The organism is Phascolarctobacterium succinatutens CAG:287 (assembly GCF_000434895.1).
Classification (GTDB): Bacteria; Bacillota; Negativicutes; order Acidaminococcales; family Acidaminococcaceae; genus Phascolarctobacterium_A; species Phascolarctobacterium_A succinatutens_A.
The window spans coordinates 127,096-149,979 of record NZ_FR892795.1; the positions used below are offsets into that span (position 1 = coordinate 127,096).

Annotated in this window: 24 protein-coding genes and 3 tRNA genes; 9 read left to right on the plus strand and 18 right to left on the minus strand. The window is 45.9% G+C overall.

Features of this window, described 5'->3' with window-relative positions; genetic code table 11:
• Positions 1-157: 157 nt before the first annotated feature.
• The gene (locus BN587_RS06710; protein ID WP_021720375.1) at positions 158-955 is read right to left on the minus strand and encodes an MBL fold metallo-hydrolase; all 798 of its coding nucleotides are present in this window, start codon (positions 953-955) and stop codon (positions 158-160) included.
• Positions 956-1,075: 120 nt separating this feature from the next.
• Here BN587_RS06710 and BN587_RS06715 point away from each other — a divergent pair, with 120 nt between their 5' ends.
• The gene (locus tag BN587_RS06715) at positions 1,076-1,984 is read left to right on the plus strand and encodes a LysR family transcriptional regulator (RefSeq protein WP_021720376.1); all 909 of its coding nucleotides are present in this window, start codon (positions 1,076-1,078) and stop codon (positions 1,982-1,984) included.
• A 7-nt stretch (positions 1,985-1,991) separates the two neighbouring features.
• Here BN587_RS06715 and BN587_RS11920 read toward each other — a convergent pair whose 3' ends face one another.
• On the minus strand, positions 1,992-2,123 hold the full coding sequence (locus tag BN587_RS11920) for a hypothetical protein (RefSeq protein ID WP_021720377.1): 132 nt from the start codon (positions 2,121-2,123) through the stop codon (positions 1,992-1,994).
• A gap of 246 nt (positions 2,124-2,369) precedes the next feature.
• Here BN587_RS11920 and BN587_RS06720 point away from each other — a divergent pair, with 246 nt between their 5' ends.
• From BN587_RS06720 to BN587_RS06750, 7 genes are all read left to right on the plus strand, one after another.
• Complete coding sequence (locus BN587_RS06720) at positions 2,370-2,552, plus strand: 4Fe-4S binding protein (RefSeq protein WP_009146451.1); 183 nt, start codon at positions 2,370-2,372, stop codon at positions 2,550-2,552.
• 18 nt (positions 2,553-2,570) lie between these two features.
• Positions 2,571-3,710 carry a 2-oxoacid:acceptor oxidoreductase subunit alpha gene (locus BN587_RS06725; RefSeq protein ID WP_021720378.1) on the plus strand — a complete coding sequence of 380 codons (1,140 nt, stop codon included), beginning with the start codon at positions 2,571-2,573 and terminating at the stop codon, positions 3,708-3,710.
• A 30-nt stretch (positions 3,711-3,740) separates the two neighbouring features.
• Entirely contained in the window at positions 3,741-4,577 is an 837-nt protein-coding gene (locus tag BN587_RS06730; protein WP_044484463.1) for a thiamine pyrophosphate-dependent enzyme, read from the plus strand.
• 2 nt (positions 4,578-4,579) lie between these two features.
• Positions 4,580-5,110: a 2-oxoacid:acceptor oxidoreductase family protein gene (locus BN587_RS06735; protein ID WP_021720380.1), complete on the plus strand. Its 531-nt coding sequence runs from the start codon at positions 4,580-4,582 to the stop codon at positions 5,108-5,110.
• Between the two features lie 169 nt (positions 5,111-5,279).
• A complete protein-coding gene (locus BN587_RS06740) occupies positions 5,280-6,182 on the plus strand; it encodes an HlyD family secretion protein (protein ID WP_021720381.1) in 903 nt (300 codons plus the stop codon).
• Positions 6,183-6,226: 44 nt separating this feature from the next.
• Complete coding sequence (locus BN587_RS06745; RefSeq protein WP_021720382.1) at positions 6,227-6,982, plus strand: tRNA threonylcarbamoyladenosine dehydratase; 756 nt, start codon at positions 6,227-6,229, stop codon at positions 6,980-6,982.
• Between the two features lie 391 nt (positions 6,983-7,373).
• A tRNA-Gly gene (locus tag BN587_RS06750) sits at positions 7,374-7,448 on the plus strand.
• Between the two features lie 192 nt (positions 7,449-7,640).
• Here the strand turns inward: BN587_RS06750 and BN587_RS06755 are convergent.
• From BN587_RS06755 to BN587_RS06810, 12 genes are all read right to left on the minus strand, one after another.
• Positions 7,641-8,978, minus strand: a complete 1,338-nt coding sequence (locus tag BN587_RS06755) for a DUF445 domain-containing protein (RefSeq protein ID WP_021720383.1) — start codon at positions 8,976-8,978, stop codon at positions 7,641-7,643.
• A 1-nt stretch (position 8,979) separates the two neighbouring features.
• The gene (locus BN587_RS06760) at positions 8,980-10,185 is read right to left on the minus strand and encodes a DUF445 domain-containing protein (protein ID WP_021720384.1); all 1,206 of its coding nucleotides are present in this window, start codon (positions 10,183-10,185) and stop codon (positions 8,980-8,982) included.
• Positions 10,186-10,392: 207 nt separating this feature from the next.
• Positions 10,393-10,686: a helix-turn-helix domain-containing protein gene (locus BN587_RS06765; RefSeq protein ID WP_009146440.1), complete on the minus strand. Its 294-nt coding sequence runs from the start codon at positions 10,684-10,686 to the stop codon at positions 10,393-10,395.
• Between the two features lie 238 nt (positions 10,687-10,924).
• Positions 10,925-11,719: an ABC transporter ATP-binding protein gene (locus tag BN587_RS06770; RefSeq protein WP_021720385.1), complete on the minus strand. Its 795-nt coding sequence runs from the start codon at positions 11,717-11,719 to the stop codon at positions 10,925-10,927.
• A complete protein-coding gene (locus BN587_RS06775; protein WP_040565482.1) occupies positions 11,720-12,601 on the minus strand; it encodes an ABC transporter permease subunit in 882 nt (293 codons plus the stop codon).
• Between the two features lie 73 nt (positions 12,602-12,674).
• On the minus strand, positions 12,675-13,682 hold the full coding sequence (locus BN587_RS06780; RefSeq protein ID WP_021720387.1) for an ABC transporter substrate-binding protein: 1,008 nt from the start codon (positions 13,680-13,682) through the stop codon (positions 12,675-12,677).
• 207 nt (positions 13,683-13,889) lie between these two features.
• Positions 13,890-14,795, minus strand: coding sequence for a sugar-binding domain-containing protein (locus BN587_RS06785; protein WP_021720388.1), 906 nt, complete (start codon positions 14,793-14,795; stop codon positions 13,890-13,892).
• Positions 14,796-15,113, minus strand: coding sequence for a hypothetical protein (locus BN587_RS06790; RefSeq protein ID WP_021720389.1), 318 nt, complete (start codon positions 15,111-15,113; stop codon positions 14,796-14,798).
• The gene (lsrF, locus tag BN587_RS06795; RefSeq protein ID WP_021720390.1) at positions 15,114-15,995 is read right to left on the minus strand and encodes a 3-hydroxy-5-phosphonooxypentane-2,4-dione thiolase; all 882 of its coding nucleotides are present in this window, start codon (positions 15,993-15,995) and stop codon (positions 15,114-15,116) included.
• Between the two features lie 14 nt (positions 15,996-16,009).
• Positions 16,010-17,002, minus strand: coding sequence for a dihydroxyacetone kinase subunit DhaK (locus BN587_RS06800; protein ID WP_021720391.1), 993 nt, complete (start codon positions 17,000-17,002; stop codon positions 16,010-16,012).
• Between the two features lie 55 nt (positions 17,003-17,057).
• Complete coding sequence (dhaL, locus tag BN587_RS06805) at positions 17,058-17,675, minus strand: dihydroxyacetone kinase subunit DhaL (RefSeq protein ID WP_021720392.1); 618 nt, start codon at positions 17,673-17,675, stop codon at positions 17,058-17,060.
• A gap of 153 nt (positions 17,676-17,828) precedes the next feature.
• Positions 17,829-19,085 carry a M23 family metallopeptidase gene (locus BN587_RS06810; protein WP_303684891.1) on the minus strand — a complete coding sequence of 419 codons (1,257 nt, stop codon included), beginning with the start codon at positions 19,083-19,085 and terminating at the stop codon, positions 17,829-17,831.
• 426 nt (positions 19,086-19,511) lie between these two features.
• On the opposite strand from BN587_RS06810, the gene BN587_RS06815 reads away from it, so the two are divergent.
• Positions 19,512-19,587 (plus strand) — tRNA-Ala (locus BN587_RS06815).
• Positions 19,588-19,768: 181 nt separating this feature from the next.
• Here BN587_RS06815 and BN587_RS06820 read toward each other — a convergent pair.
• The 4 genes from BN587_RS06820 to BN587_RS06835 all read right to left on the minus strand — a co-directional run bounded on the left by BN587_RS06820 (position 19,769) and on the right by BN587_RS06835 (position 22,592).
• A tRNA-Thr gene (locus BN587_RS06820) sits at positions 19,769-19,844 on the minus strand.
• 11 nt (positions 19,845-19,855) lie between these two features.
• Entirely contained in the window at positions 19,856-20,281 is a 426-nt protein-coding gene (locus tag BN587_RS06825; protein WP_021720394.1) for a helix-turn-helix domain-containing protein, read from the minus strand.
• Between the two features lie 98 nt (positions 20,282-20,379).
• Entirely contained in the window at positions 20,380-21,651 is a 1,272-nt protein-coding gene (larA, locus tag BN587_RS06830) for a nickel-dependent lactate racemase (RefSeq protein ID WP_021720395.1), read from the minus strand.
• A 68-nt stretch (positions 21,652-21,719) separates the two neighbouring features.
• Positions 21,720-22,592 carry a DMT family transporter gene (locus BN587_RS06835; protein WP_021720396.1) on the minus strand — a complete coding sequence of 291 codons (873 nt, stop codon included), beginning with the start codon at positions 22,590-22,592 and terminating at the stop codon, positions 21,720-21,722.
• Positions 22,593-22,884: the final 292 nt, after the last annotated feature.

The window sequence follows — 22,884 nt, forward strand, 5'->3', positions numbered from 1 at the left end:
TCCTCCAAAACGATACCAGTACTCATCAAAAAATTTATAGCAACAAGCTATTTATTGCGTTATTTATATTATACAGTCTTTCCTCATATATAACAACAAGCAGCTGCCTTTAGGCGAAACACTTCACCTAAAGGCAGCTGCTTGTTGTTATCTTACTTTAATATATCACTGTTTCCCCATCTTCCGGAATCACATAATTATCAACACCACGACGTACAAGCGCACCCCGCATTTGGCTACGTGTAATCGAAGCATGAGCAACATTATCGAAATGTGTCAGATACAGCTTTGCTTCCGGCAATGTCTGATGTACGCAATCCACATCTTCATCATTCATTATCAGCCTGCCATAAGCACGCAGCTCCGCAGCGCAGGCATTAAGCATAATTACCTCCGGCTGATAATTTGCCAAAGTTTTACGCACGCCATCAAACCAAATCGTATCTCCGGCAACGTATAGAACCTTTTCCTGCTCTGCTTTAAATACTACACCACAAGCATCAGACGATGGCTTTATCGTGCCATGCAAAGCTGGTGTTTTATATAAGGTTATATCTGCAAACTTAACACCATCATTTTTCAGGATGCGTACATCCTGAAAACCTGAAGCTTTTAAGGCCTGCGCATCATCTTCATTTTGCACAAAAATTGGCTTATCATGCTCCAAAACATCACCAAAAGTGCCCTTCTGCATATTGATATCTATATGATCAGGGTGCAGATGCGTTACAATATAAGCATCTACTCCACTTAAAATGCTTTCTACCGTTTCCGGCAAAGCAAAAAGCGGCATTGGTATTTTCGCCTTTACCGGGTCAACAGCCATGTAAGGATTTCCCGGCATACTATCGAAACAACCTAAACCATATTGCTCCACAAGCCAAGGATCTAAAAGAAAAGTTTTGCCACCATAAAAAATTTTATTCGTCGCACTGCGAATTTGCTTGATTTTCATTTTGTTCCTCCTTTAATTTTTATTCTATTATAGATGTAAATTCACTGCAGCAAAAGAAAAAACTTAGTTCTTTACCGCAACCAATAAGTTGCGGTAAAATAAGATTGAGGTGAAAAAGCAATGCAGCCAAAGCAATTACAATATTTTATCACAGCCTATGCAACAAAAAATATCCAACGAACAGCAGAAAAGTTTTTCGTATCTCGCCAAGGAATAAGTAAAACAATTCGTGAGCTAGAACAGGAATTAGGCGCAGACTTATTCTTACGCTCATCCAAAGGCTTAGAGCCAACGGATTTTGCCGAAGCATTATTCCCCCATGCCAAAAAGTTGCTCGATGAATATAACTACATAACAGGCCTGAACACCTTGGCAAAGCAAAAGGAAAATGTTATTACCATCTACGCGCTCGATAACATTGTAAAATATTTAACAGCAGAATTTTTCTTTGACTTTCGCAAATTATATCCGAATATTATTCTCAGTATTATCGAAAGCACCGATGAGGCCGCTCTCAACGCCTTGCTTGCACGCAATGCAGATTTCGCTATTACTACAGATCCGTTGGACAACACAAATTTTACACTTACACCAATATTTTATACGCATTATTGCATAGCGCTTTCTGCTGACCACCCTTTAGCTGCTAAAGAAAGACTCAGCTACCAGGATCTTCATAATCAAAAAATAATCAGTAAAGGAAGATCCTTCCGTTGTTTTCGCGACAATATGGAAAAATATATTCTTGGTAATGGTCTGAATGTAGATATTTTTGCGGAAATCACCGATATTGACGTTGCCCTGGATTTAGTAAAGGAAAGCAACGTAATCTATCTGGGCTATGACTACATTGCTGCAATGCAAAGACATCCTGATATCAGATGGAAGATGCTCGATGCTGAAGTAAGCGGTCAGAACATGTATATTGCAGGTCTAAAAAACACTCTTCCGCGCAAGGTGTGCCGTGATTTGCAAAATTTTTTATTGGCATGGCTGCCCATACATAACAAAGATAAAATTATTTTGTAACCTCATTTCAATAAAAGACGAGCTTGCTGCAGCTTTCCGGCACCACGTTTTTCTTCATCAGGCCTTCAGCTGCTGCTTGTAAAATACGTTCATTTTTACTTTGCGCCGAATCTACCAACGGCGTAAAACCTCCTAGCATAAATATTCTCCTTCACAGAAATATAGTTTATTATACTTTTTCATGCAAGAAATCCTAATTGGTCAAAAGATTTCTATCTGCAATTACAGTATTTTTATCATAAACTATAATATGACTTATTGCTTAAAAAATAAAATAGTAAAACGCTTAAAGAGGTACTGTTTTTCAATGCTGTTTTTGCTATAATATAGAGTGAAGCTATCGCATGCTGTTATTTTAAACAAGGTATCATAAGGAGGAGACCATATGAGCTTAAAAATAATTACTAAGCGTTGCAAGGGCTGTGGTATTTGTGCGGCCTTCTGCCCGAAAAAAGTTCTGGCAGTCAGCGAAGTCGGCAAAGTCGAAGCCGTCGCTGAAGAAAATTGCATCAAATGCGGACAATGCGAAATGCGTTGCCCCGACTATGCTATCTTTGTAGATAAATAAAAAGGAGTGAGTTAACCCATGTCAAGAATCCTGCTGTTACAAGGTAACCAAGCGGTTGTTGAGGGTGCGATTGCTGCCGGTGTAAAATTTTACGGCGGTTATCCGATCACCCCTTCTACCGAAATTGCTGAACAATTAGCTCTGCGTCTGCCGCAGGTTGGCGGTAAATTTATGCAGACTGAAGACGAAATCGCCGGTCTCGGCACTGTTATCGGTGCATCTATGGCCGGTAAAAAAGCTATGACCGCAACCAGCGGCCCGGGCTTCTCCCTGAAACAGGAAATGCTCGGCCTCGCCTGCAGTGCTGAAATCCCCTGCGTTATTGTTAACGTACAGCGTGTAGGCCCCGCAACCGGCCAACCGACCTCCCCCGCACAGGGCGAGGTTATGCAAACCCGCTGGGGCACCCACGGTGACCACTGGCTGATTACCGTTTCTCCGTCCAGTGTTCCCGAATGCTTTGACCTGACTTTGCGTGCAGTAGCATTGAGCGAAAAATATCGTTGCCCGGTTATTCTCCTGATGGACGAGGTTATCGGCCATATGCGCGAGAAAATCGAGCTTCCCGACAACTATGATGAAATTCCGCAGGCAGAACGCAAGCGCCCGACCTGCGCACCCGAAGATTATCTGGCTTACGGCTGCGAAGAAGGCTCTAAGGTTCCTGCTATGGCAGACTTCGGCAGCGGTTACCGCTGGCACGTATCCGGTCTGGTACATGACGAAACCGGTTTCCCGAAAGGCACCGGCGAAGCAACCCGCACCTCTCAGGACCGTCTGCGCACTAAATTAGAAGATAACTTAGACGACATCGTACAAGTAGAAAACTATCGTATGGAAGATGCCGAATTTGCTGTTGTAGCCTTCGGCGGTGCTGCCCGCACTGCTTATGAAGCAGTTGATATGGCACGCAAGGAAGGCCTGAAGGTTGGCTTCGTCCGTCCGATTACTATCTGGCCGTTTGCTGAAAAGCAAATGCAGGAGCTGGCAGGTAAGGTTAAAGGCATCCTCGTACACGAGCTGAACTGCGGCCAGTACGTTCTGGAAGTTGAACGTGCGGTAGCAGGCAAGGTTCCTGTAAGCCTGTACGCTAAATACGATAACGAATCTGCTACTCCGGCCGAACTGTTAGCTGAAATCAAAAAGGCTATGGCCTAACGGATGAGAGGAGAAAAAACGATGAGTGAAATGGAAAATTTAATCAATAAATATTTCCGCCCGGGCCGTCTGCCTCACATCTGGTGCCCCGGCTGCGGCAACGGCGTTATCACAGGCGCCATTGTAAAAGCAATTGATAAGCAAGGTCTGGCAAAAGACGACGTTGCAGTAATCAGCGGCATCGGCTGCTCCAGCCGTTCCTCCGGTTATCTGGACTTCAACACCGCCAATACTCTGCACGGCCGTGCTCTGCCGATTGCTACCGGTGTAAAAATGGCTAACCCTGCACTGAATGTTATCGTTTGCAGCGGTGACGGTGACTGCACCGCTATCGGCGGCAACCACTTGATTCATGCAGCACGCCGCAATATTGATTTGACTCTGGTTGTTTTCAACAACAGCATTTATGGCATGACCGGCGGTCAATATTCTCCGATGACCCCGATTCATTCCAAAGCAACTACCGCTCCGTACTACACTGTTGAACCTAGCTTCAATCTGCTCGATCTGGCAAAGGCTGCCGGTGCAACCTATGTAGCACGCGCAACCACCTACCATGTTCCCGTACTGGTTGATGTTATCGCTAAAGGCATTGCTCACAAAGGCTTCTCTATCATCGAAGCAGTAAGCGCTTGCCCGATTTCCTTCGGCCGTCAGAACAAGATGGGCGGACCGGCTCAGATGATGGCTTGGCAGCGTGACCATGGCGTTATGAAGGCTGTTTGGGACCGCATGGATGAAGATAAAAAGGCTGAAGCAATTGCTGCAGGCAAATTCTCCATCGGCGTTCTCTACGAAAACAACGATGTTATGGAATACACCAAGGCATATGACCAAATTATTCAACGTGCACAGGAGGGTAAATAATTATGAGACATAGCTTTCGTTTCTCCGGTACCGGTGGTCAGGGCCTGATCACTGCTGGTATTATTTTAGCCGAAGCTGCCCTCTTAGACGACAAGCTGGCTGTACAATCCCAATCCTACGGCCCGGAAGCCCGCGGCGGCTCTTCCAAGGCCGAGGCTATCATCAGTGATGAGCCCATTTACTTCAGCCGTGTTATCTGCCCGGATACTCTGCTGGTAATGAGCCAGGAGGCTGCCAACAAATTCATTGCCGACTGCGATGAGCATACCACCGTTATCACCGATACTCTTTTCGTAACTGATGTTCCCGGCAAGTACGGCAAACGCGTTGACCTGCCTATCACCCATACTGCCAACACTGTTTGCGGCAAGACACTGTTTGCGAACATCGTTGCTCTGGGCGCAGTAGTTGCACTCACCAAATGCGTTTCCAAAGAAGCAATTCTCAAGGCTGTACTGAACCGTGTTCCGAAAGGAACCGAAGAAGCTAATACCAAGGCTCTCGAAGCTGGTATGGCGCTGATTGAGAAATAAAATCTGACCTATACAATTAAAGCTGTTGCTTTCGGCATTCACGCCGGAGGCAGCAGCTTTTTAATTTTTAGCTGGCTAATTATGCAAAATGTCATGCAAATGCCACAAACTTACGCTATAATATACAAGTACAATAGGCTTTTAACTTCAAGGAAACGAGGAATCTACTATGAAGATATTAAAAATATTATGTTGTATGGCAGCCGTCTGCCTCACAGCCTTCAGCCTGAGCGGCTGTAGTCTGCAAAAGGCTGATAACAGTCTTGGCAGCGGCACAATCAGCATCCCCACCTACGCAGTCAAGGCTCCGACAGCAGGCAAGCTCATAGGTCTTATCAGTGAAAAGGGCGAGCGCATCAGCAAGGGGCAGCCGCTTTTTGCTATCGGTGACGCAAAGCTGGATAAGCAGGTTAAGGACCTAGCAACCCAGGTTGCCAAGGCCGAAGCAGATTTAAAACGTATGCAGCAGGGCACGCCGACGGCAGCACCAGTTGCTGACACCTCTCTGGCACAGGCCAACGTAGCAGCGGCACAGCAAAAAGCCGCTAAGATGAACAATCTGCTGGCGCAGGGTGCAGTTTCACGCAATCAGGCACAGGCTGCCCAGGACGAGCTGCAGCGCGCTATCGCACAGCTGCAGGCAGCAAGCAGCGTAAGCGTCAGCTTCAAGCCAGCTTCTCCGGCAGAAATCGATGCACAGCAAAAGCTCATTGTACAGCTCAAGGCACAGCAAGCCGCTGCAATGGCACAGCAGGAAAAAAATGAAGGCAACAGCCCCTGCACCGGTATCATTACCGATTTGCAGACCGCCAACAATTCTACCGTACAAAAGGATCAGGTAATCCTGCACATCAAGGCTGTCGACAGCTGCAGTATAACGCTGAATGTCAGCGCAGCTCAGGCCAAGGAGCTTAAGGCAGGCATGCCGGTAAGCATTAACGCCGCCGAAACACCTGCTCCCTTCAGCGGTAAGATAAGCAGCATTGACGGCACTAAAATCACTGTTACTTCAGACCAGAAGCCAGAAGATCTTAAGGACGGTGTAAAGGTAGAAATCAGCTTAGCAGCTTAAGCTTCCGATATCCAAACCAATAAATACCACGCAAGGAGATTCATATGCTTAACCAATTTTCACGTACAGAGCTGCTCTTCGGCAGCGAAGCAATTACGCGTCTGCAGAACGCCCATGTAGCTGTTTTCGGTATTGGCGGCGTAGGCGGTTATACAGTTGAAGCACTCGCCCGCAGCGGTGTCGGCAGCTTTGACCTCATTGATAACGATACCGTTGCTCTCACCAATCTCAATCGTCAGATTATCGCTACCCTTGATACTGTCGGCCAGCCTAAGGTTGAAGTCATGGCCAAACGTATTGCGAGTATCAACCCCGATGCCAAAGTAAATTGCCGCCAATGCTTCTTTTTACCGGAAAATCAGCACGAATTTGATTTCTCGCAATATGATTACGTTGTTGATGCGGTAGATACCGTGGCAGCAAAAATTGCTATCGTGCTTGCAGCCAAGGCAGCAGGCGTACCGGTTATCAGCAGCATGGGAGCAGGCAACAAGGTTAATCCTGCCATGTTCGAAGTAGCAGATATCTATAAAACCAAGGTTGACCCCTTGGCACGTGTTATGCGCCAGGCCATGAAGAAAAACAACATAAAAAAACTAAAGGTTGTTTATTCACAGGAGCTGCCACTCTTACCTATAAACGAGGAAGTAGAAAGCGAATGTCATGCAGAAGCACCCAAACGCCGTGCGCTGCCTGGCAGCAATGCCTTCACGCCTTCGGTAGCAGGACTGATTATTGCCTCCGAAGTCATCAAGGATCTGGTGGGTTGGGATGACAGCCACCGCAAGGGATTAGCTTAACAACAACAGAATTACAAGCAAAATAAAAACGCCTCTGCCCACAGCTCAAAGCGTGGTCAGAGGCGTTCCCTCATTACAATTATTCAAAAATGCACATAACAGTCAGGACGCCTAAGAAAACTAAGCTAACACCAGCGGCACTAAACATAGTAACTCACCTCCATGCATTCGCACTTTTTATTTTTTTGATGCTGTATTTTTACAGTCTGTGGGTTTTTTCCCTCATCTGCTATCTATTATAGCACTTTTTTGTATTTTGTATACAGTATTCTCGAAAAAATTTTAAAGTTTTTCTGACAACTACAATTGCTCGTTGCAAATCCCTCGGCACTGCCTCATACTTGCAACTTTACCTGTTATAGTATATAATAGCATTATGGTATTTTTATCTGCGGGTATAGTTCAGCGGTAGAACATCAGCTTCCCAAGCTGAGTGTCGCGAGTTCGATTCTCGTTACCCGCTCCATTTATGCTTATCAGCTTCAAGCCTTTGGCTTGGAGCTTTTTTTGTTTGTGCTCATATAAAAAAAGTCTGATGATAATGCATTTAGTGCATATCATCAGACTTTTAGGTTTTGAGGAACGAATGCCGTCGGCGTACTTTGAGTACGTCAAAGCATTCGTGACAATGCATACGGTGCTTTATCGATGACCTTCCCTACCATGCACATTTCAACAGATAGAAAATAGCTCCCAAAAAGGCACCCATAACCGTACCGTTAAGGCGAATACGCTGCATATCGGTATCAACCTTACTGCGCACCATCTCTGTCAAACGTTCATCGGCCATTGCCTGCAAAATTCGCTCCACAATATCGCCCAGCATTGTCTGAGCCTGCAGCAGGCCTAAACCAAGTATATGTTGCAGATACGCCTCTGCCTTAGCCTTAAACTGTGCGTCGGAACGTAAATCCGTTTCAATAGTTGCCAACGCCTCTTGCACAGCCTGCAGCAGAATCGTCGGCTGCGCTGCCGCACTGCCTTCCTGCGCAAGCGGACGGCACAAAGCCTTAATCATATTATCCAAAAGCTGCTTCAAGGCAGACTGCAGAGAAATATCATGCAAAGCACGATTCTGCAGTGACTGCACCAGTTCACGCCACGCCTCTGTACCGTAAACACTGCCTGCAACACGCTGCAGCTGTGCATACAGCCAAGAGCGCCACTGCTCATCATCCTGCAGACGGTGAGCAGTTCCCACCAAGGCACGGCAAATGGCATCTGTTGCATCTTCAACATTAACAACATCCAGCTTTTTGGCAGCCCACAGCTTAATACTGCTCCACAAGCCTTCGCTGCCACGCTTTTCAACCTGCTTTTGCAGCTCTCGGCGAACACGCTCTCTAATAGCAGAAGATTCCGCCAGTGCTACCAGCTGCTGCAGCAGCCATTCGTAGCATTGCTCATCCCTACGCTGTGCAGCCAAGGCTTTAAACAGCTTATCAAGCTGTTCGTTGGCTTCTACGTCAGCCAAGGCTGTTTTTATTTTACCCTCAAGCTGCCTGCTTAAAGCCTGCGTATCGAGCTTATGCAGAACGCCTTCGGCAAAATTGGTCAGCAACCCCTGCAAACGCGCCTTGTTCTCCGGCTTTTCCAGATAAACTATAAATTTATCCAGAATTACCAGCTGTTTTTTTTGCAGCAGCAAGGCCTTTTTCGTCAAAAACTCCTGCTGTACCATTTGACCACAGCCACGCACAAAACCCTCTCTGCTACGCGGCAAAATCGCCGTATGCTTGGCCATAAACGGCAGCAGACGGCATATCCAGGGCACCCTAAACACAGCAGTCACGGCAAACCAATCCGCAAAGCTGCCAATCAGCGCCGCTTCCGCCATATAGTAACCCAAAATCAGCCAATCCCACTTAAGTTCGCCGAAATGCCCCATGTACAGACCAGCATAATGCAGCCTGAGATATAAGAAAAGCAGATAGACTGCACCGGAAGCAAGAAAAGCACTGTCTGCATATGTCCAATGTTTTTTCAGGCTATTCATCCTACCTCACCAGCCTTTCTGCCATCGTCGCAATAATAAACAGCACCGCTCCCATCAAACCACCAATACAGGTGCCGCTCTTGCGGATATTTTGCAAATCATCGCCCACGCGCTGCTCCATTTTCGCAATCAATACATCCCTGTCATAGCTATGCAGCTTAGCCAAAACCAAATCATATACCGTATCATGCTGCATTGCCAAGGCCTGCAGCAGCAGCTCCTTCAACACACCGTCCAGCCTGCTCTGCTCCGTCTCGCTGTCAGCCAGCAGCTGCAGCCTCTTTTGCAGCAGAGTCAATAAAATATCTACGTCCTGCGTTTGCAGCAGCTCCTTAAAAGCCAGTGCCTTCGCTGTTGCCAGCTGTGACAGCTTGCTGTTGAGCCAGTCCGCAAAAGCAATATCATGACGATAATCCTCCATGCGTGCCAGCAGCCAGTTATCAATCTGCCGCCGCAGCTCACTGTCAGGATCTGCCAAGGCATCCAAAGCTTTTTCCAGCTCCTGCACAAAAAGCGGTGCCAGCTTAGCTGCCAGCCCGCTAACAAATAAATTGCGCAGCAGACTGTCCTTATTGTATTCTTCCTCCGCCATCTGCGTCAGCCCTTCCAGCAAAGCAGTAAATTCCGGCTTATGCAGAATATGCTTGGCCTCCTGCGTCAGCAGCTGCCAAATACCGTTAAAGCTGCCGTTAGCCACAGCCTTCTGCAGTGAGTCCGCCAAAATCTCCGGAATACGCAGGCTGGCAATATACTTAGGCAGCTCCGAAAGCAAAAGCTGTTCTGCCTGCCTTGTATTGAGTGAGCGCAGTGCATGCTGCGCCAACGGACGCACCGTCTGCCACAGGCGCTCCACATTCTGCTGCTGCGCAAAATGTGCCAGCAGGAGCTTAGCAAAGTTTTCTCTGCCGACAGCCCGCAGAATATTTTCTGCCGTCAGCAGGTCATTGCTCACAAAATCCGCCAACCCTGTCGTCAGACGCTCATAATTATTGCGCAATACATCGGTGCCGGGCGCATTGATGCCCAGCGGACGCTTAAACAGTGCCGTCACACCCCACCAATCTGCCAAGCCGCCAATCGTCGCAGCCAATGCCGTATGATGTATAAAATCAGCCGCCAAACTGCCCTGCGCCCAAGGCCAGGCGCAGGCAGCGACAGCTGCGGCGCCGGCCAGCAGGCAGTGCGCCTGTGTTTTTACTGTAGCCATAATTATTCTCCTATCAACAAACGCTTTATATATAGTATGCTATAGAATTCCTTAACTGCTATTTTTAATTATAGCACAAAGAAGATTACAGAGTAAGCAATGCTATGCCCAACTTTAAAGTAAATAAAAAATAGCCGGTGCAAGGAACTCTCACTCACCTTGCACCGGCTATTTAAAATTCTCTCTCTCCTCGTAAAGCAGAAGTGCTTAACCTTTTTGTTTTAACAACTTTACAATTTGCAGAACTTCTTCCAAGCTGATATCTTTATCTTTGGCATCAGCCTGTTCATCTAAATCAACAAAGAAACTGCTCATGTTGCACTCTAATAAGCTATGCAGCTTAAGCAGATTGGGCAGAGTTACAGGAACACGGCCACACTCTATATTACACAGGTGTGTCTGGGAAATCCCCATCTCCTTTGCCAACCCTGTTTGTGTCAGATTTTTTGCGGTACGCAGCAAACGGATTCTGCGACCAATAAGTTTAATTTCCTCTTGCAATTTCCTAGCACCGCCTTTCGGTTTACTTGCGACAAATTTTTTTAAACTAATAAAGCACTTATTTAAAGTTTACCACGTTTTTCAGATTTCGCAAGAGTTTTTTCGTATATTTTATTTACTTTCCTCTATATTTTAGTTATGAAGCTATTAAATTTCTAGTGAAATGCTAAAATTCTTTTTTTATGGTACTCTTGTTTACCTATCGTAAACTTATGTCTACCCCAAGAATTTTAGGCTATCATCCAAGCAGCAACCGGTCACTTGCCATCTCGGAGCCGCTTGCCTTTTCAAACATATCCAGCAAATCGGCTATCTGCAAATGCTGCTTTTCTTCTCCCTTAACGTCGATAATTACCCGGCCGTTATGCAACATAATCAGGCGGTTGCCGTAACGCAAAGCGTCGCGCATATTATGGGTAATCATCAGTGTTGTCAGCTGATCGCGGGTTACGATTTTTTCCGTAAGCGCCAGCACCTTCGCCGCTGTCTTCGGGTCAAGTGCTGCCGTATGCTCGTCCAAAAGCAGCAGCTTCGGTTTTTTCAGCGTTGCCATCAGCAAGGTAAGTGCCTGACGCTGACCACCGCTCAAAAGACCGACCTTTGCAGTCATTCTGTCCTCCAGGCCTAAATCAAGCTCCTTCAGCAGCTCATAAAAGCGGTCATGCTGATCGCTGGAAAGACTCCAGCCCAAGCCGGGAGTTTCACCGCGACGGGCTGCCAGGGAAAGATTTTCTTCTATCATCATACCGGCTGCAGTACCCAGCATCGGATCCTGAAATACACGGCCGATATATTTAGCGCGCTTATGCTCCGGCTTTTTGGTAATATCCTCACCATCAATAATAATCTTGCCCTTATCTATCGGGAATACACCGGCAATCGCATTCAGCGTAGTAGATTTGCCGGCACCGTTACCGCCGATAACTGTAGCAAAATCACCTGGCTCCAGATGCAGAGATAAATCCTGCAGAGCCTTCTTTTCATTGATAGTTCCGGGGAAAAATGTTTTGGAAACGTGTTCTACATGCAGCATTTAACGCACCGCCTTTCTGGCACCGAATTTACTTTTAATCAGCGGCATAGACAAAGCAATTGCCACCAGCACTGAGGTAAAGAGCTTCAGATCGTTTGGCGGCATACCCATAGCCAGTACAACTGCAATTACAATACGATAAACAATAGAGCCTAAAACTACGGAAATCAGGCAGTTTTTAAAGCTGCGTGTACCGAAAAGCACCTCGCCGATAATAACGGATGCCAGACCGATAACGATTGTGCCGGTACCCATACCGACATCGGAAAAGCCGTTGGACTGCGCAACCAGAGCACCGGAAACAGCAACCAGAGCATTACTGATGAGCAAGCCAAGAATAATCGTTACGTCAGTATCTACGCCCTGAGCGCGGATCATCTGCTGGTTGAAGCCGGTAGCACGGATAGCAGCACCAATCTGCGTACCAAAGAACCAGTACATGAAGCAGCCCACCAGAACGGTTACAGCCAGACCAACAACAAGCGTTGTCTGCGCCATTGACAGGTCCATCATAGACTTGGCAATTTTAAAAGTAGTATCCACACCAAGCAGAGATAAGTTAGCCTTGCCCATAATGCGCAGGTTAACAGAATACAAAGCAATCATGGTCAAAATACCGGCCAACAGAGCAGGTATTTTCATTTTAGTATGCAAAATGCCGGTTATAATACCTGCCAGCATACCGGCAACGCAGGCACCCAAAAGTGCGGCCAGAGGCCCAAATCCTGCAACCATCATGGAAGCAGCTGTTGCCGCACCCAGCGGAAAGCTGCCTTCTACCGTCAAATCAGCAATATCCAGCACTCGGAATGTCACATACACACCAAGAGCCATCAACGCCCACAGTAAGCCCTGTGCCACTGTAGGTATCAGCAAACTAATCATTTCCCAATTCCTCCCAATCTTATTAGCGAAAAAAGAGCCTGCTTTTTTAACGGCAGGCTCCAAATTTTAATTATTTAATAACATCTGCACCCTTAAGCAAATCTTCAGGAACCTTCAAACCAATCTTAGCTGCTTCCTTAAGATTGATGGTAGGCTTAAATTCTTTTTGTGCCTGAATAGCCATATCAGCCGGTTTTGCTTTACCGCTCAGAATATCAGCAGCCATCACACCGGTTTGGAAGCCGAGCTGGTAATAATCAACACCCAATGTTGCCAAACCACCGGCTCTTACCATGCCGCCTTCACCGCAAATAACCGGCAGCTTTGCTTCCTCGGTTACACTGATTAAAGTAGGAATAGCGGAAGCCAATACGTTATCAGTCGGTACATATACTGCCTGTACATCACCTGTCAGGCTACGGGCAGCCTGTTGGATATCATTAACAGTAGAAACAGTAGCTTCCTTTACGGTAATTCCCTTAGCAGCTGCAGCCTTCTTCAGCAGCTCAACCTGCAGTTGGGAGTTAACCTCGCTGGAGCAATAAATTGTACCGATGGTTTTAGCATTCGGAACCAGCTTCAGCAGCAAATCCAGCTGCTCGGCAACAGGGTTCATATCGGTTGTACCGGTTACATTAGTGCCCGGTTTAGCATTATCCTTAACCAGCTTAGCGGTTTTGTAGTCAGTTACCGCAGTAGCAACGATAGGAATATCACTGGTAACATTTGCTACCGTCTGTGCCGCAGGAGTTGCAATAGCACAAATCAAATCAACCTTATTATTTACAAAGCGATGAGCAATGTTCTGCAGATTAGACTGGTCAGCTTGAGCATTTTGCTTGTCAAAAGTAATGTTCTGACCTTCCTTATAGCCCTTAGATGCCAGACCGTCAACAAAGCCCTTGTTAGCTGCATCAAGTGCCGCATGTTCTACCAATTGAACAATGCCGACATTGACTTTTTCAGCCTTTGCGCCTGCTTCCTTTTTGTCACCGCCGCAGCCTAATGCCCCCAAGGCGAGGGTCAGCATCAGGCCGGCTGCCAATGCTTTGATTTTGTTGCTTTTGAGAGAAATCATTTTCTACCATCCTTCCATGCTACAAATTATCGTATAAATGTAGTTAGGGTTATTTTATGCTTTTATACTTTATTTGTAAAGTTTTTTGAAAAAATTTCCTCATTTCTGTTTCCAATGTATATTTACTGTATAAAAAGTTACACATTCTTCTGTAAAAAGCAAAACTGCCCCACACTTATAGTGTGAGGCAGTCAATCATCAATGAAATTATTTCAGCAAAGCCTTAGCCTGCTCTTCGCTGACAACAAGATTGGTAAAAAGACCTGTTGCCAAAGCACCCAGCAACGCCTTTTTACCGGCATTCAGCCCAATGCCTATCAGCTTCTTGCAACGGCGCAGCTGTGCCAACGGAATATGCATGCAGTAATCATTGTTACCGCTGATGAATTCACCGCGCTGATTATAATAATATGACAAAAAGCTTCCTACGGCCTTTTGCTGTTCCAACGCATCGCCGAAACGGGTTGCCGTTGCTTCATCAGGCACGGCAGGATAACCGCAGATGGAAACAACAGCTGCATCCAAGCTCTGCCATTGCTGCAGAAGCTGCTGATAAACCGACCTGCTTTCCAACTCTGCGCGTTCCTCCTCGGAATCAGGAAAAGCACTGCAGCCAAGCATATAACAGCTTCTGCCACAGGCGCTTGCCCATATTTTCACCAGCTCATCCGGATGATAGCCCTTATTAGGAAAATTTGCCGTACCGATCAGCGGATATACCATGCCATCCTGCGTATAGCTGCTGCAGTCCGCAGCCTTCAGCACAACCTCACCCAAGGCATAACCCCAGCCCAGAGCCAGGCTCTTGTCAGCCGTTGTTTCAGCCATAAGATAATGCATAGCCTGCGTCAATTCGTCCTGTTCATCTGTAAGCACACAGCCACCGGCCAAGGCATATTTAGATTGCAGACGCTGCAGCAAATCCGCCTTTCCCTCATCTCCGGCACGGATTTCGATATGCACAATTCCCAGCTCACGCGCTCTTGCCAGCATCTTGCTGACAGACGGACGTGACACGTTCAAGCGTTGTGCAATTTGCGCCTGCGTCAGATTGCTTTCATAATATAAACGGGCAGCAGTTACAAGCTGTGCCCGTTCATGAACCGATAGCATTTATTTAACTTCTTCCATTAATTCGAACAGAATACCATCCTTCATGATGAAAGCAATGCGGGTATGCTCATCAGCCATCCAGGGCTCAACAATAACCTTATTTTCTGCCAGCTGCTTATCAAGGTCATCAACCTTATAAGCTACATGCACTAAGATCTGCAGCTCTTCCGGCAACGGAGTATCTTTTTCGAAACGCAGGTATTCAATATGAAATTCATTGGTATCAGGAGTAATGATATGTGTCTTTATACCTTCTGCATAAATTTCGCCTTCTCTTGCAACAGTCGTCGGTACACCGACATGCATAAATTCTTTCATTTAATCCACATCCTTCTGCCATAACTCATAAGCATGATAAGCTGCTTCCGGAGTTGCATTTTCATGTACAACCATGCGGATTGCACGCAGCATAGCCTTCGGTGCGGCAGCCTGCAAAACGTTGCGTCCCATATCAACACCGGCTGCACCTTCATTTACGGCACGGTAAGCCATTTCCAGTGCGTCGCGCTCAGGAATCTTCTTGCCGCCGGCAATTACGATAGGTACGGGGCACGCAGCAGTAACCTGTTCGAAGTTATCACAATAATAGGTTTTGATGATATGTGCGCCGGTTTCGGCCAGCAGACGTGTAGCCAGGGAGAAATAACGTGTAGTACGCTCCATCTCCTTGCCAACTGCTACAACACCGAGAACAGGAATTGCAAAACGTTCTCCCATATTTACATAATAAGACAAATTGCGCAGGGAGTCAAGCTCGCCTGCAGAGCCTACAAAGCATTGAACTGCCATGCAGGAAGCATTCATGCGGATAGCATCTTCAATTTCTACGCCCACATTGCCAAAGCTCATGTCGTCCTTGAGTACGCTGGTGTCAGCAGTACAGCGCAGAGCAACGGCCTTGTGATGGTTAGCGTGAATGCAGGTACGCAATGCGCCTCTTGTTGCCATCAGGCAATCCGCATATTGCATCAGCGGCGGAATTGTCAGATCAAGACGTTCCAGACCTGCGGTAGAACCCATAATATAACCATGGTCAAAAGCCAGCATAATAGTGCGGCCGTCATCAGCAAAAATCTGTCCCAGACGAGATTGCATGCCCCAGCCTGCGGATGCGTGTCCCTTTACCGGGAACGGACGCTCCGGCGGAGCAATGCCGATACCATAGTCTTTTGCCAGTACATTACCTTCTTTATCTGCCATATTCAATCACCTGCTTAATTTCTGTAGTACGGAGTGCGGCACGGAGCATTCCAGTAGCCAAGCAGCTCATCATCCATACGTGCAATGAACATCTGGAAGCCTGCGGTTTCCTGTACGGTAAGTATTTCGCCTACAGCACTTGCCACAACCTCAATGCCTTTTTCTGCCAACAGCTTATGGCAGGCACGGAAAACAATCAGCTGTTCCATCAGAGTAGTAGCACCGCTGCCGTTGATAACAACCATCAGCTTTTCGCCTGCTTTTACGTCCAAATCCTTCAGCAGAGCGTCCATCATAATAGCAGCTGTTTCGTCAGCAGATTTCATCGGCTGAGTACCGCCACCGCCTTCACCATGCTGGCCCATGCCAACTTCCATGGTGCCTTCGGTAATATGAGCGATTTCCATACCGGTTGCGGGATGAGTAGCACCTTTAGTAGCAACAGCGATAGTTGCCATGTTATCAGCAAATTTTTGTGCAATAGCAGCAACCTCTTCCAAGGATTTGCCTGCAGCAGCTGCAGCGCCGGCAATTTTATACAGAGGAACGCAGCCAACCAGACCACGGCGGTCGTCAGCGTTTTCGCGAGGAGCGTTAGCAACGTCTTCCTGAGTTACAACCTTAACAACATTGATGCCCAGTTTTTTCACCTGTTTCATGGTCAGGTTGCCGGTCAGCATATCACCTGCATGGTTAAGTACAACGAAAAGCACGCCATGACCTTTATCAGCCATCTTAATTGCTTCTACGCAAGCCTGAGGGCCGGGTGCAGCAAAAATATTACCTGCAACAGAAATATCAATCATCCCTTCGCCGACAAAGCCGCTGATAGCAGGCTCATGGCCGGTGCCGCCCAAGGTTACGATGGTTACACGATCTGCCTCTGCCAATTTCTTGTTTACAATGAGGTTGCCCTGCTCCAGAGTAATGATATCAGAATTAGACAATACAAGACCTTCCAATAATTCACTTGTCAGATTTTCCGGTTTGTTAATGAATTTTTGCATAATGACGCCTCCGTTTTTATTTATTGTTTTTTTAAGCTTGCGCTTTATAAGCAAGTCAGATTGCCCCTGCCATCGCTGTCAGCAGAATAGAAATAGATGTTGCACCGGGATCTTTAGTACCCAGGCTGCGTTCACCAACGTTTTTGGCACGACCAAAGCGTGCTACCATATCAGCAGTTTTTTCTGCGCCCTCGGCTGCTGCCTTACCCATTGCTGCAAAGACAGCCTTTGCATCGCCTTCAGCTGCCATGCCTGCATCAAGAGCAGGATACAGCGCATCAACCATTGTCTTATCACCAATTTTAGCCTTGGAAATGTCCTCAAAATTCTCTTTAGCCTGAGCCAGCATAGCGTGAAGCTCTTCCAAAGAAACCTCCTTAGCATCCTCAGGTGCAGCATCGGCAAGTCCGCCAAAAACAGTTCCCCATAAAGGTCCTGCACTGCCGCCGTTGCTGTTCATAAAAGCCATGCTCAAATCATCAAGTAAATCTTTAATATTAGCGCTGTCATGCGCTTCTACTTTGTTTTTCATGGACTCTGCCATACGCGCGATAGTAACGCCATGGTCACCGTCACCGGCTACGCTGTCCAGCTCACACAGCATTTTACTTTTTTCTTCAAGCTCAACTGCTGCTGCCAAAAGCATTTTTTCCAGCATTTCTAAAGTAAGCATAATTTATCCGCTCCTTTCATTATCCCAATTGTAGCATTTGTTAGAACACATGTAAACAATTTTTCTGAAATTTATCTTCTTTTCTGTCAAAAAAAGTTCGTCGCACTAAGTACGACGAACCTAAAAATTTTCGATATCTTATTTTTGTAGTAATCAGATCAGGCTAGAAGGATCAACCTGCTCGCCATAGCGAATAACTTCAAAATGCAGATGCGGACCGGTGCTGTAACCAGTGCTGCCAACATAACCGATAATCTCGCCTTTTTTCACATATTGTCCTGCACTGCAGACAACTCGGCTCATATGTCCATAGGCTGTCTGGTAACCATAATCATGGTTTATACGTGCATAAATTCCATAACCGCCAAACCAGCCTGCCTGTTGTACATAGCCTGCCGCACTGGCATAAACCGGCGCACCATAATCATTAGCAATATCAATGCCAGGATGCCAATCGCGACCATACCCGCCAAAGGGGTTAGCACGACCGCCAAAAGGAGAAGAAATACTGCCACCACTAGTAGGCCATTGGCTAGGAGTAACATCACGACGATAGTTTTCAGTCTCAATAGCACTAAGCAAATTTTCTAAATCTGCCTTTTTAGCATCTGCCTCGCGACCTATGTTCTTTTCCTGCTCCAGCACAATGTTTGCCGGATTTGCATCACCCAGGACAGGACCACCCTGACCAGCGTAATCAGAAGCGTTGCTCTTAGGCGGCAACTGTGCACCACTTTTTTCCATCTGGCTACGAACCTGATCTTCAAGCTTTGATAAAGCTGCCAGCTTTTTCTGGTTGGTTTCTGCCATCAGGCGTAATTGTCTGATAGTCTGCTCCTGCTCGGATTTAGTCTGCTTATAAGCAGCCAGTTCCTGCTTCTGCTGCTCGTTTTGCACAGCAAAATGAGCCAGTACACCGATAGTACAAGACACAAAAACAAGGAAGGAAGCAACTGCTGTCAAAGCATATTTCAAATGAGTCTTTTTCACATGGGTTTTAGCTATATTCTGACCGTCTGCCGGAATAAACCAGAAGGTAAAATGCTGGTTACGGCGCCAGGTACTGCGCAGCGCATGATAGCGTGCTTTCATACGTCCGACAATCTCCTGCTGCTTAGCCTGCAGCTTATTCACAATGCTCATAACATGCAGACGCACGCGACGCTCAAGCATAGTCAGTTGAATTTTTGCAACAGCTGCGGCAACAGCTATTACAGCCTTCACATGAGCAATAACAGCAGCTATTTTTTCTAAACAATCATTGTATAATAACTGCACTTTTTCTAACAGCTTGGCAACCAGTTCGCTTGCCTGTGCTTTACAGTGATTATATAATGATTGCACTTCTTCTGCCAGCTTAGCATACAATTCGTTTACTTTTTTCCCGCAACAATCATATATTGATTGCATTTTCTCATTACATCGCTCCAAGAAATTTTGACTCATCCTGATACTCCTTTTATTTTTAATATCTATTAAACTGCTATGCTTTTATTTTTTTACGAAACTAATACAACGTTTATATTTTAATACTTTTCACGCATTTAGTCAAATTTTTGACTGATTTTCTGCTTATATCATTATTTAATCTTTCCAAATAAATTATGCACAATATATTTTTCAAAGCGCCTGTCGCATCCCCGCAAATTCTCTGCTTTTATTTTACATCATAGCCACAAGCAAGCAATTTAGTTATATAGTAAATTTAAAAACAGACTTGTTTTGTTTTTCTTACACTATATAAAATAATTCTGTTTACACGCTAATTTTCTGACTTATAGTGCTTTTGCTTACTTGACAAACACCGCCCTCTTTTGTAAGATAGATATATAATATGGGGGTATAGCTCAGCTGGGAGAGCGCTTGAATGGCATTCAAGAGGTCAGCGGTTCGATCCCGCTTATCTCCACCAGAATTTACTAAGCCGTTGGCCAGGCCAACGGCTTTTTTATTGCAGAATATCTATTTTCTGTCTAATTCTTCCGTTACCGCAAAGCGAAATTGAAACCACACTGCAACCAACAAGCATTATTTTTACCACACACAAAAAAACAGCACCCACGCGAAAACCGCATGGATGCTTGATTTTTTAATGGAGCTACTGACGGGATTTGAACCTGCGACCTACTGATTACGAATCAGTTGCTCTACCAGCTGAGCTACAGTAGCACATAAGCCTATTAAATTTCCTGCTGCATCGCAGCCTCTTCTGCTGCCTTAGCTGCTGCCATCTCTGCCTTAGTACGGCGCTTTCTGGCCTTCTTGGCACTGTTAATGCCAGCCTTTTTGATAACCTTAGCCAATTCAGAGATAATATGCAGCTCGTCTACAGAACAATCCTTAACCAGTTCAGCCAGCTCATTGCAGTAAATCTGCTCGCTGTGATGAATGTTATCACACAACAGCTCGTCCACAGAAACATCCAGTACATTAGCCAGATGAATAATTGTAGGCAGGCCAAGCTTAGTATTACCGGTTTCTATATTGCTGATATGCGGAGTTGACAGACCAGTTAGATTAGCTATATTTCCCTGAGTTAATCCTTTTCTGGCACGAGCGGCCTTTATCCTCAGTCCTATAGCCTTATAATCAATATCTAACTTCACAAACGTTCTCCCCTTCTACTTAATCACATACTAATAACATTACAATTATATCTGATATCATCGTAAAAGGCAAGAGCCATTTATTTTTTTATAAAATTTTATTTTTTCAATACAGGCACTGTCAGACTGCCCTGCGGCATCAACAAAACCTTATAATCTTTGCCAACATATTTTTCTGCCAGCTGTATTGCTTCCTCTACACTGTCCACGGATTCAAACAGCAATTTTTTGGCAAGCTCTTTATCCAAAGCAGAAACAAGGATAAAATGCGCCTTCTTCATCAGGCGGGTGATAGCAAAAGCCTTATGCGCACCGATGACAAAATTCTTTTCCAGCTCAGCTTTAATAGCATCCGGCGAGGGATTTTCTTCCAAAGCTTTTTCCAAAGCGGCACTGCCGCTACCTTCTTCACATTCGCCGAGGATAATAATTACGCCGCCATCCTTAACAGCACACCAGGCATTATCCATCGTCTTTTGCAGCTGATAAATATTGATATCCTTAGGATAACCGCCGCAGCTGGCAATAACTACATCCGCCGGCTCGCTGATAGGCACGCCATAAACCTGTTCCACAAATTTGCAGGCCTCAAGATGTGCTTCATACCAGTCACCGGCAAAAACCTTCAGGAATTGCTTTTGAGCATCCAAAATAGAATGGAACAGGAACATCTTGTGCTCTTTGGCAAAAAGACGCACGCCCGCGACCTGATCATCGTATACAGGATTACCATGCAGCTTGCCTAATTTTGCCTCCGGACTCATCATCAGGCTATGGTTTTTGCGTACCGTTTCCATAGCGGCAACACCGGGCAGCACGGCCTTGCGTCCGCCGCCAAAGCCGCTGAAGAAATGATAAACAACGGTACCGGTCAAAATAACCAGGTCAGCATCGCAAACATGCTTATTGAGCCATACAGGAGTACCATGCTCTGTTTCGCCGAAATACTCAAAGTCGTCCTGCACATGACAGTCACTGTTATACATTTTCAGGCGTTTGGCAACATCCTCGCCGACCTGCTCCACCATTTCCTCGTGGCTCATGCAGCGATGTGTACCCAAAGCAAAGACAATATGCATATCCTCATCCTTAACGCCCAGTTTATTCATTTCGTTAACCAAAATGGGCATAAAGGAATGCGTGTTGGCAACACGGGTTGAATCGTTACAGATAAAGGCAATTTTCATTCCGGGCTGCACCAGCTCATCAATCGGTGCGCTGGCGATAGGATGATACAAAGCATCCAGAACAGCTGCTTTTAAATTCTCCAGCGGCATCATCTGCTTCATTTTCAGTTCGCCCAGGACATGCTCCTCCGGCAGAGAAAACTCCTTGTAGCCATGACCATATTTGTACTTATAATCAGTCATCTCCGTACCTCCTCCTGCTTAGCTTAAGCAATTTTACTTAATTCTATCATATCTGCTATGAAAAATGTTTATTTTTTGGGCAGTGAAAGTAATAAAACCGTAAAAATAATGCACGCCATACCGATATAATCAGCCATTGCCAATTTTGTGTTCAGCAGCAAAACTACGGAGATAATAGAAGCCAAAGGCTCGGCGCAGGAAATCAGGCTCGCCTTGGTAGGGCCGACAATTTTCAAACCTGACAGATAAAATGCATAGCTCGCAATAGTCGCACCCAACAGCAGATACGCAAAAGCCAAATAACCGCTCATATCCCAATGACCTGCGGGCGTAAAGGGATTACGCCAGATAATCAATGCCACGCCGCTGATAAGCTGGCCCCAGCCGATAAGTGTTGCCGCAGTATATTTTTTGAGCATTTGGCCCGGCTTAATGCTGTAATATGCATAGGAAAGCGCAGACAATACACCGATTGTCAATGCCATTGGCGAAATCGCCAGGCTATCCAGACTGCCGTGCGTTGCGATAAGAAAGACACCGACAAGCGCGCCGACAATGCCTATCAGTTCACGTACGTCAGGAATTTTTCTTGACTTATAGCTCATCCACAGCATAACGTAGACCGGTGCCATATACTGCAAAACCGTCGCAGTCGCAGCGTTGCACAGGCTGATTGTATAATAAAAGCCCAGCTGCGCACCTAAAATAGCTAAAAACGAAAACTCGATAATATCCAGAGGCTTATCCTTGATAATAGTAAAGATATTTTGCTTTTGCACCGTTGCCGCAAAAAGCAGGAACATACAGCCTGCCAAAATCTGACGCACCATGCAAAGCCAGACCATATCCGCATCGTGATACTGATACAAATACTGTCCTGCTACACCGCCCATGCCCCAGCAGGTTGCAGCACCTATAATCAGAATTATACCTTTGAGCAACTTTACCGCTCCTCTCTCCCAATATATTTAATAGAAATTTTATAGACATATTAGTACTACATAATATAGCACCTAATCAAAAACTTGACAAGTAAAGAATATAGTATATTGTCAATATTCCGCTTACTAAACTGTCCCTGATTCGCTTCTAAAATTTCATGAAAGTCATTCATTTGCCTTATGAAAGTTATTCATAAAGACTTTAAAGTTGCTCCCTTCCAGATATTTTTGTGCTAATATAGATATGAAGACAGTGAAAAACTATCTATTACCTCTAACAGCTTTCCTATAC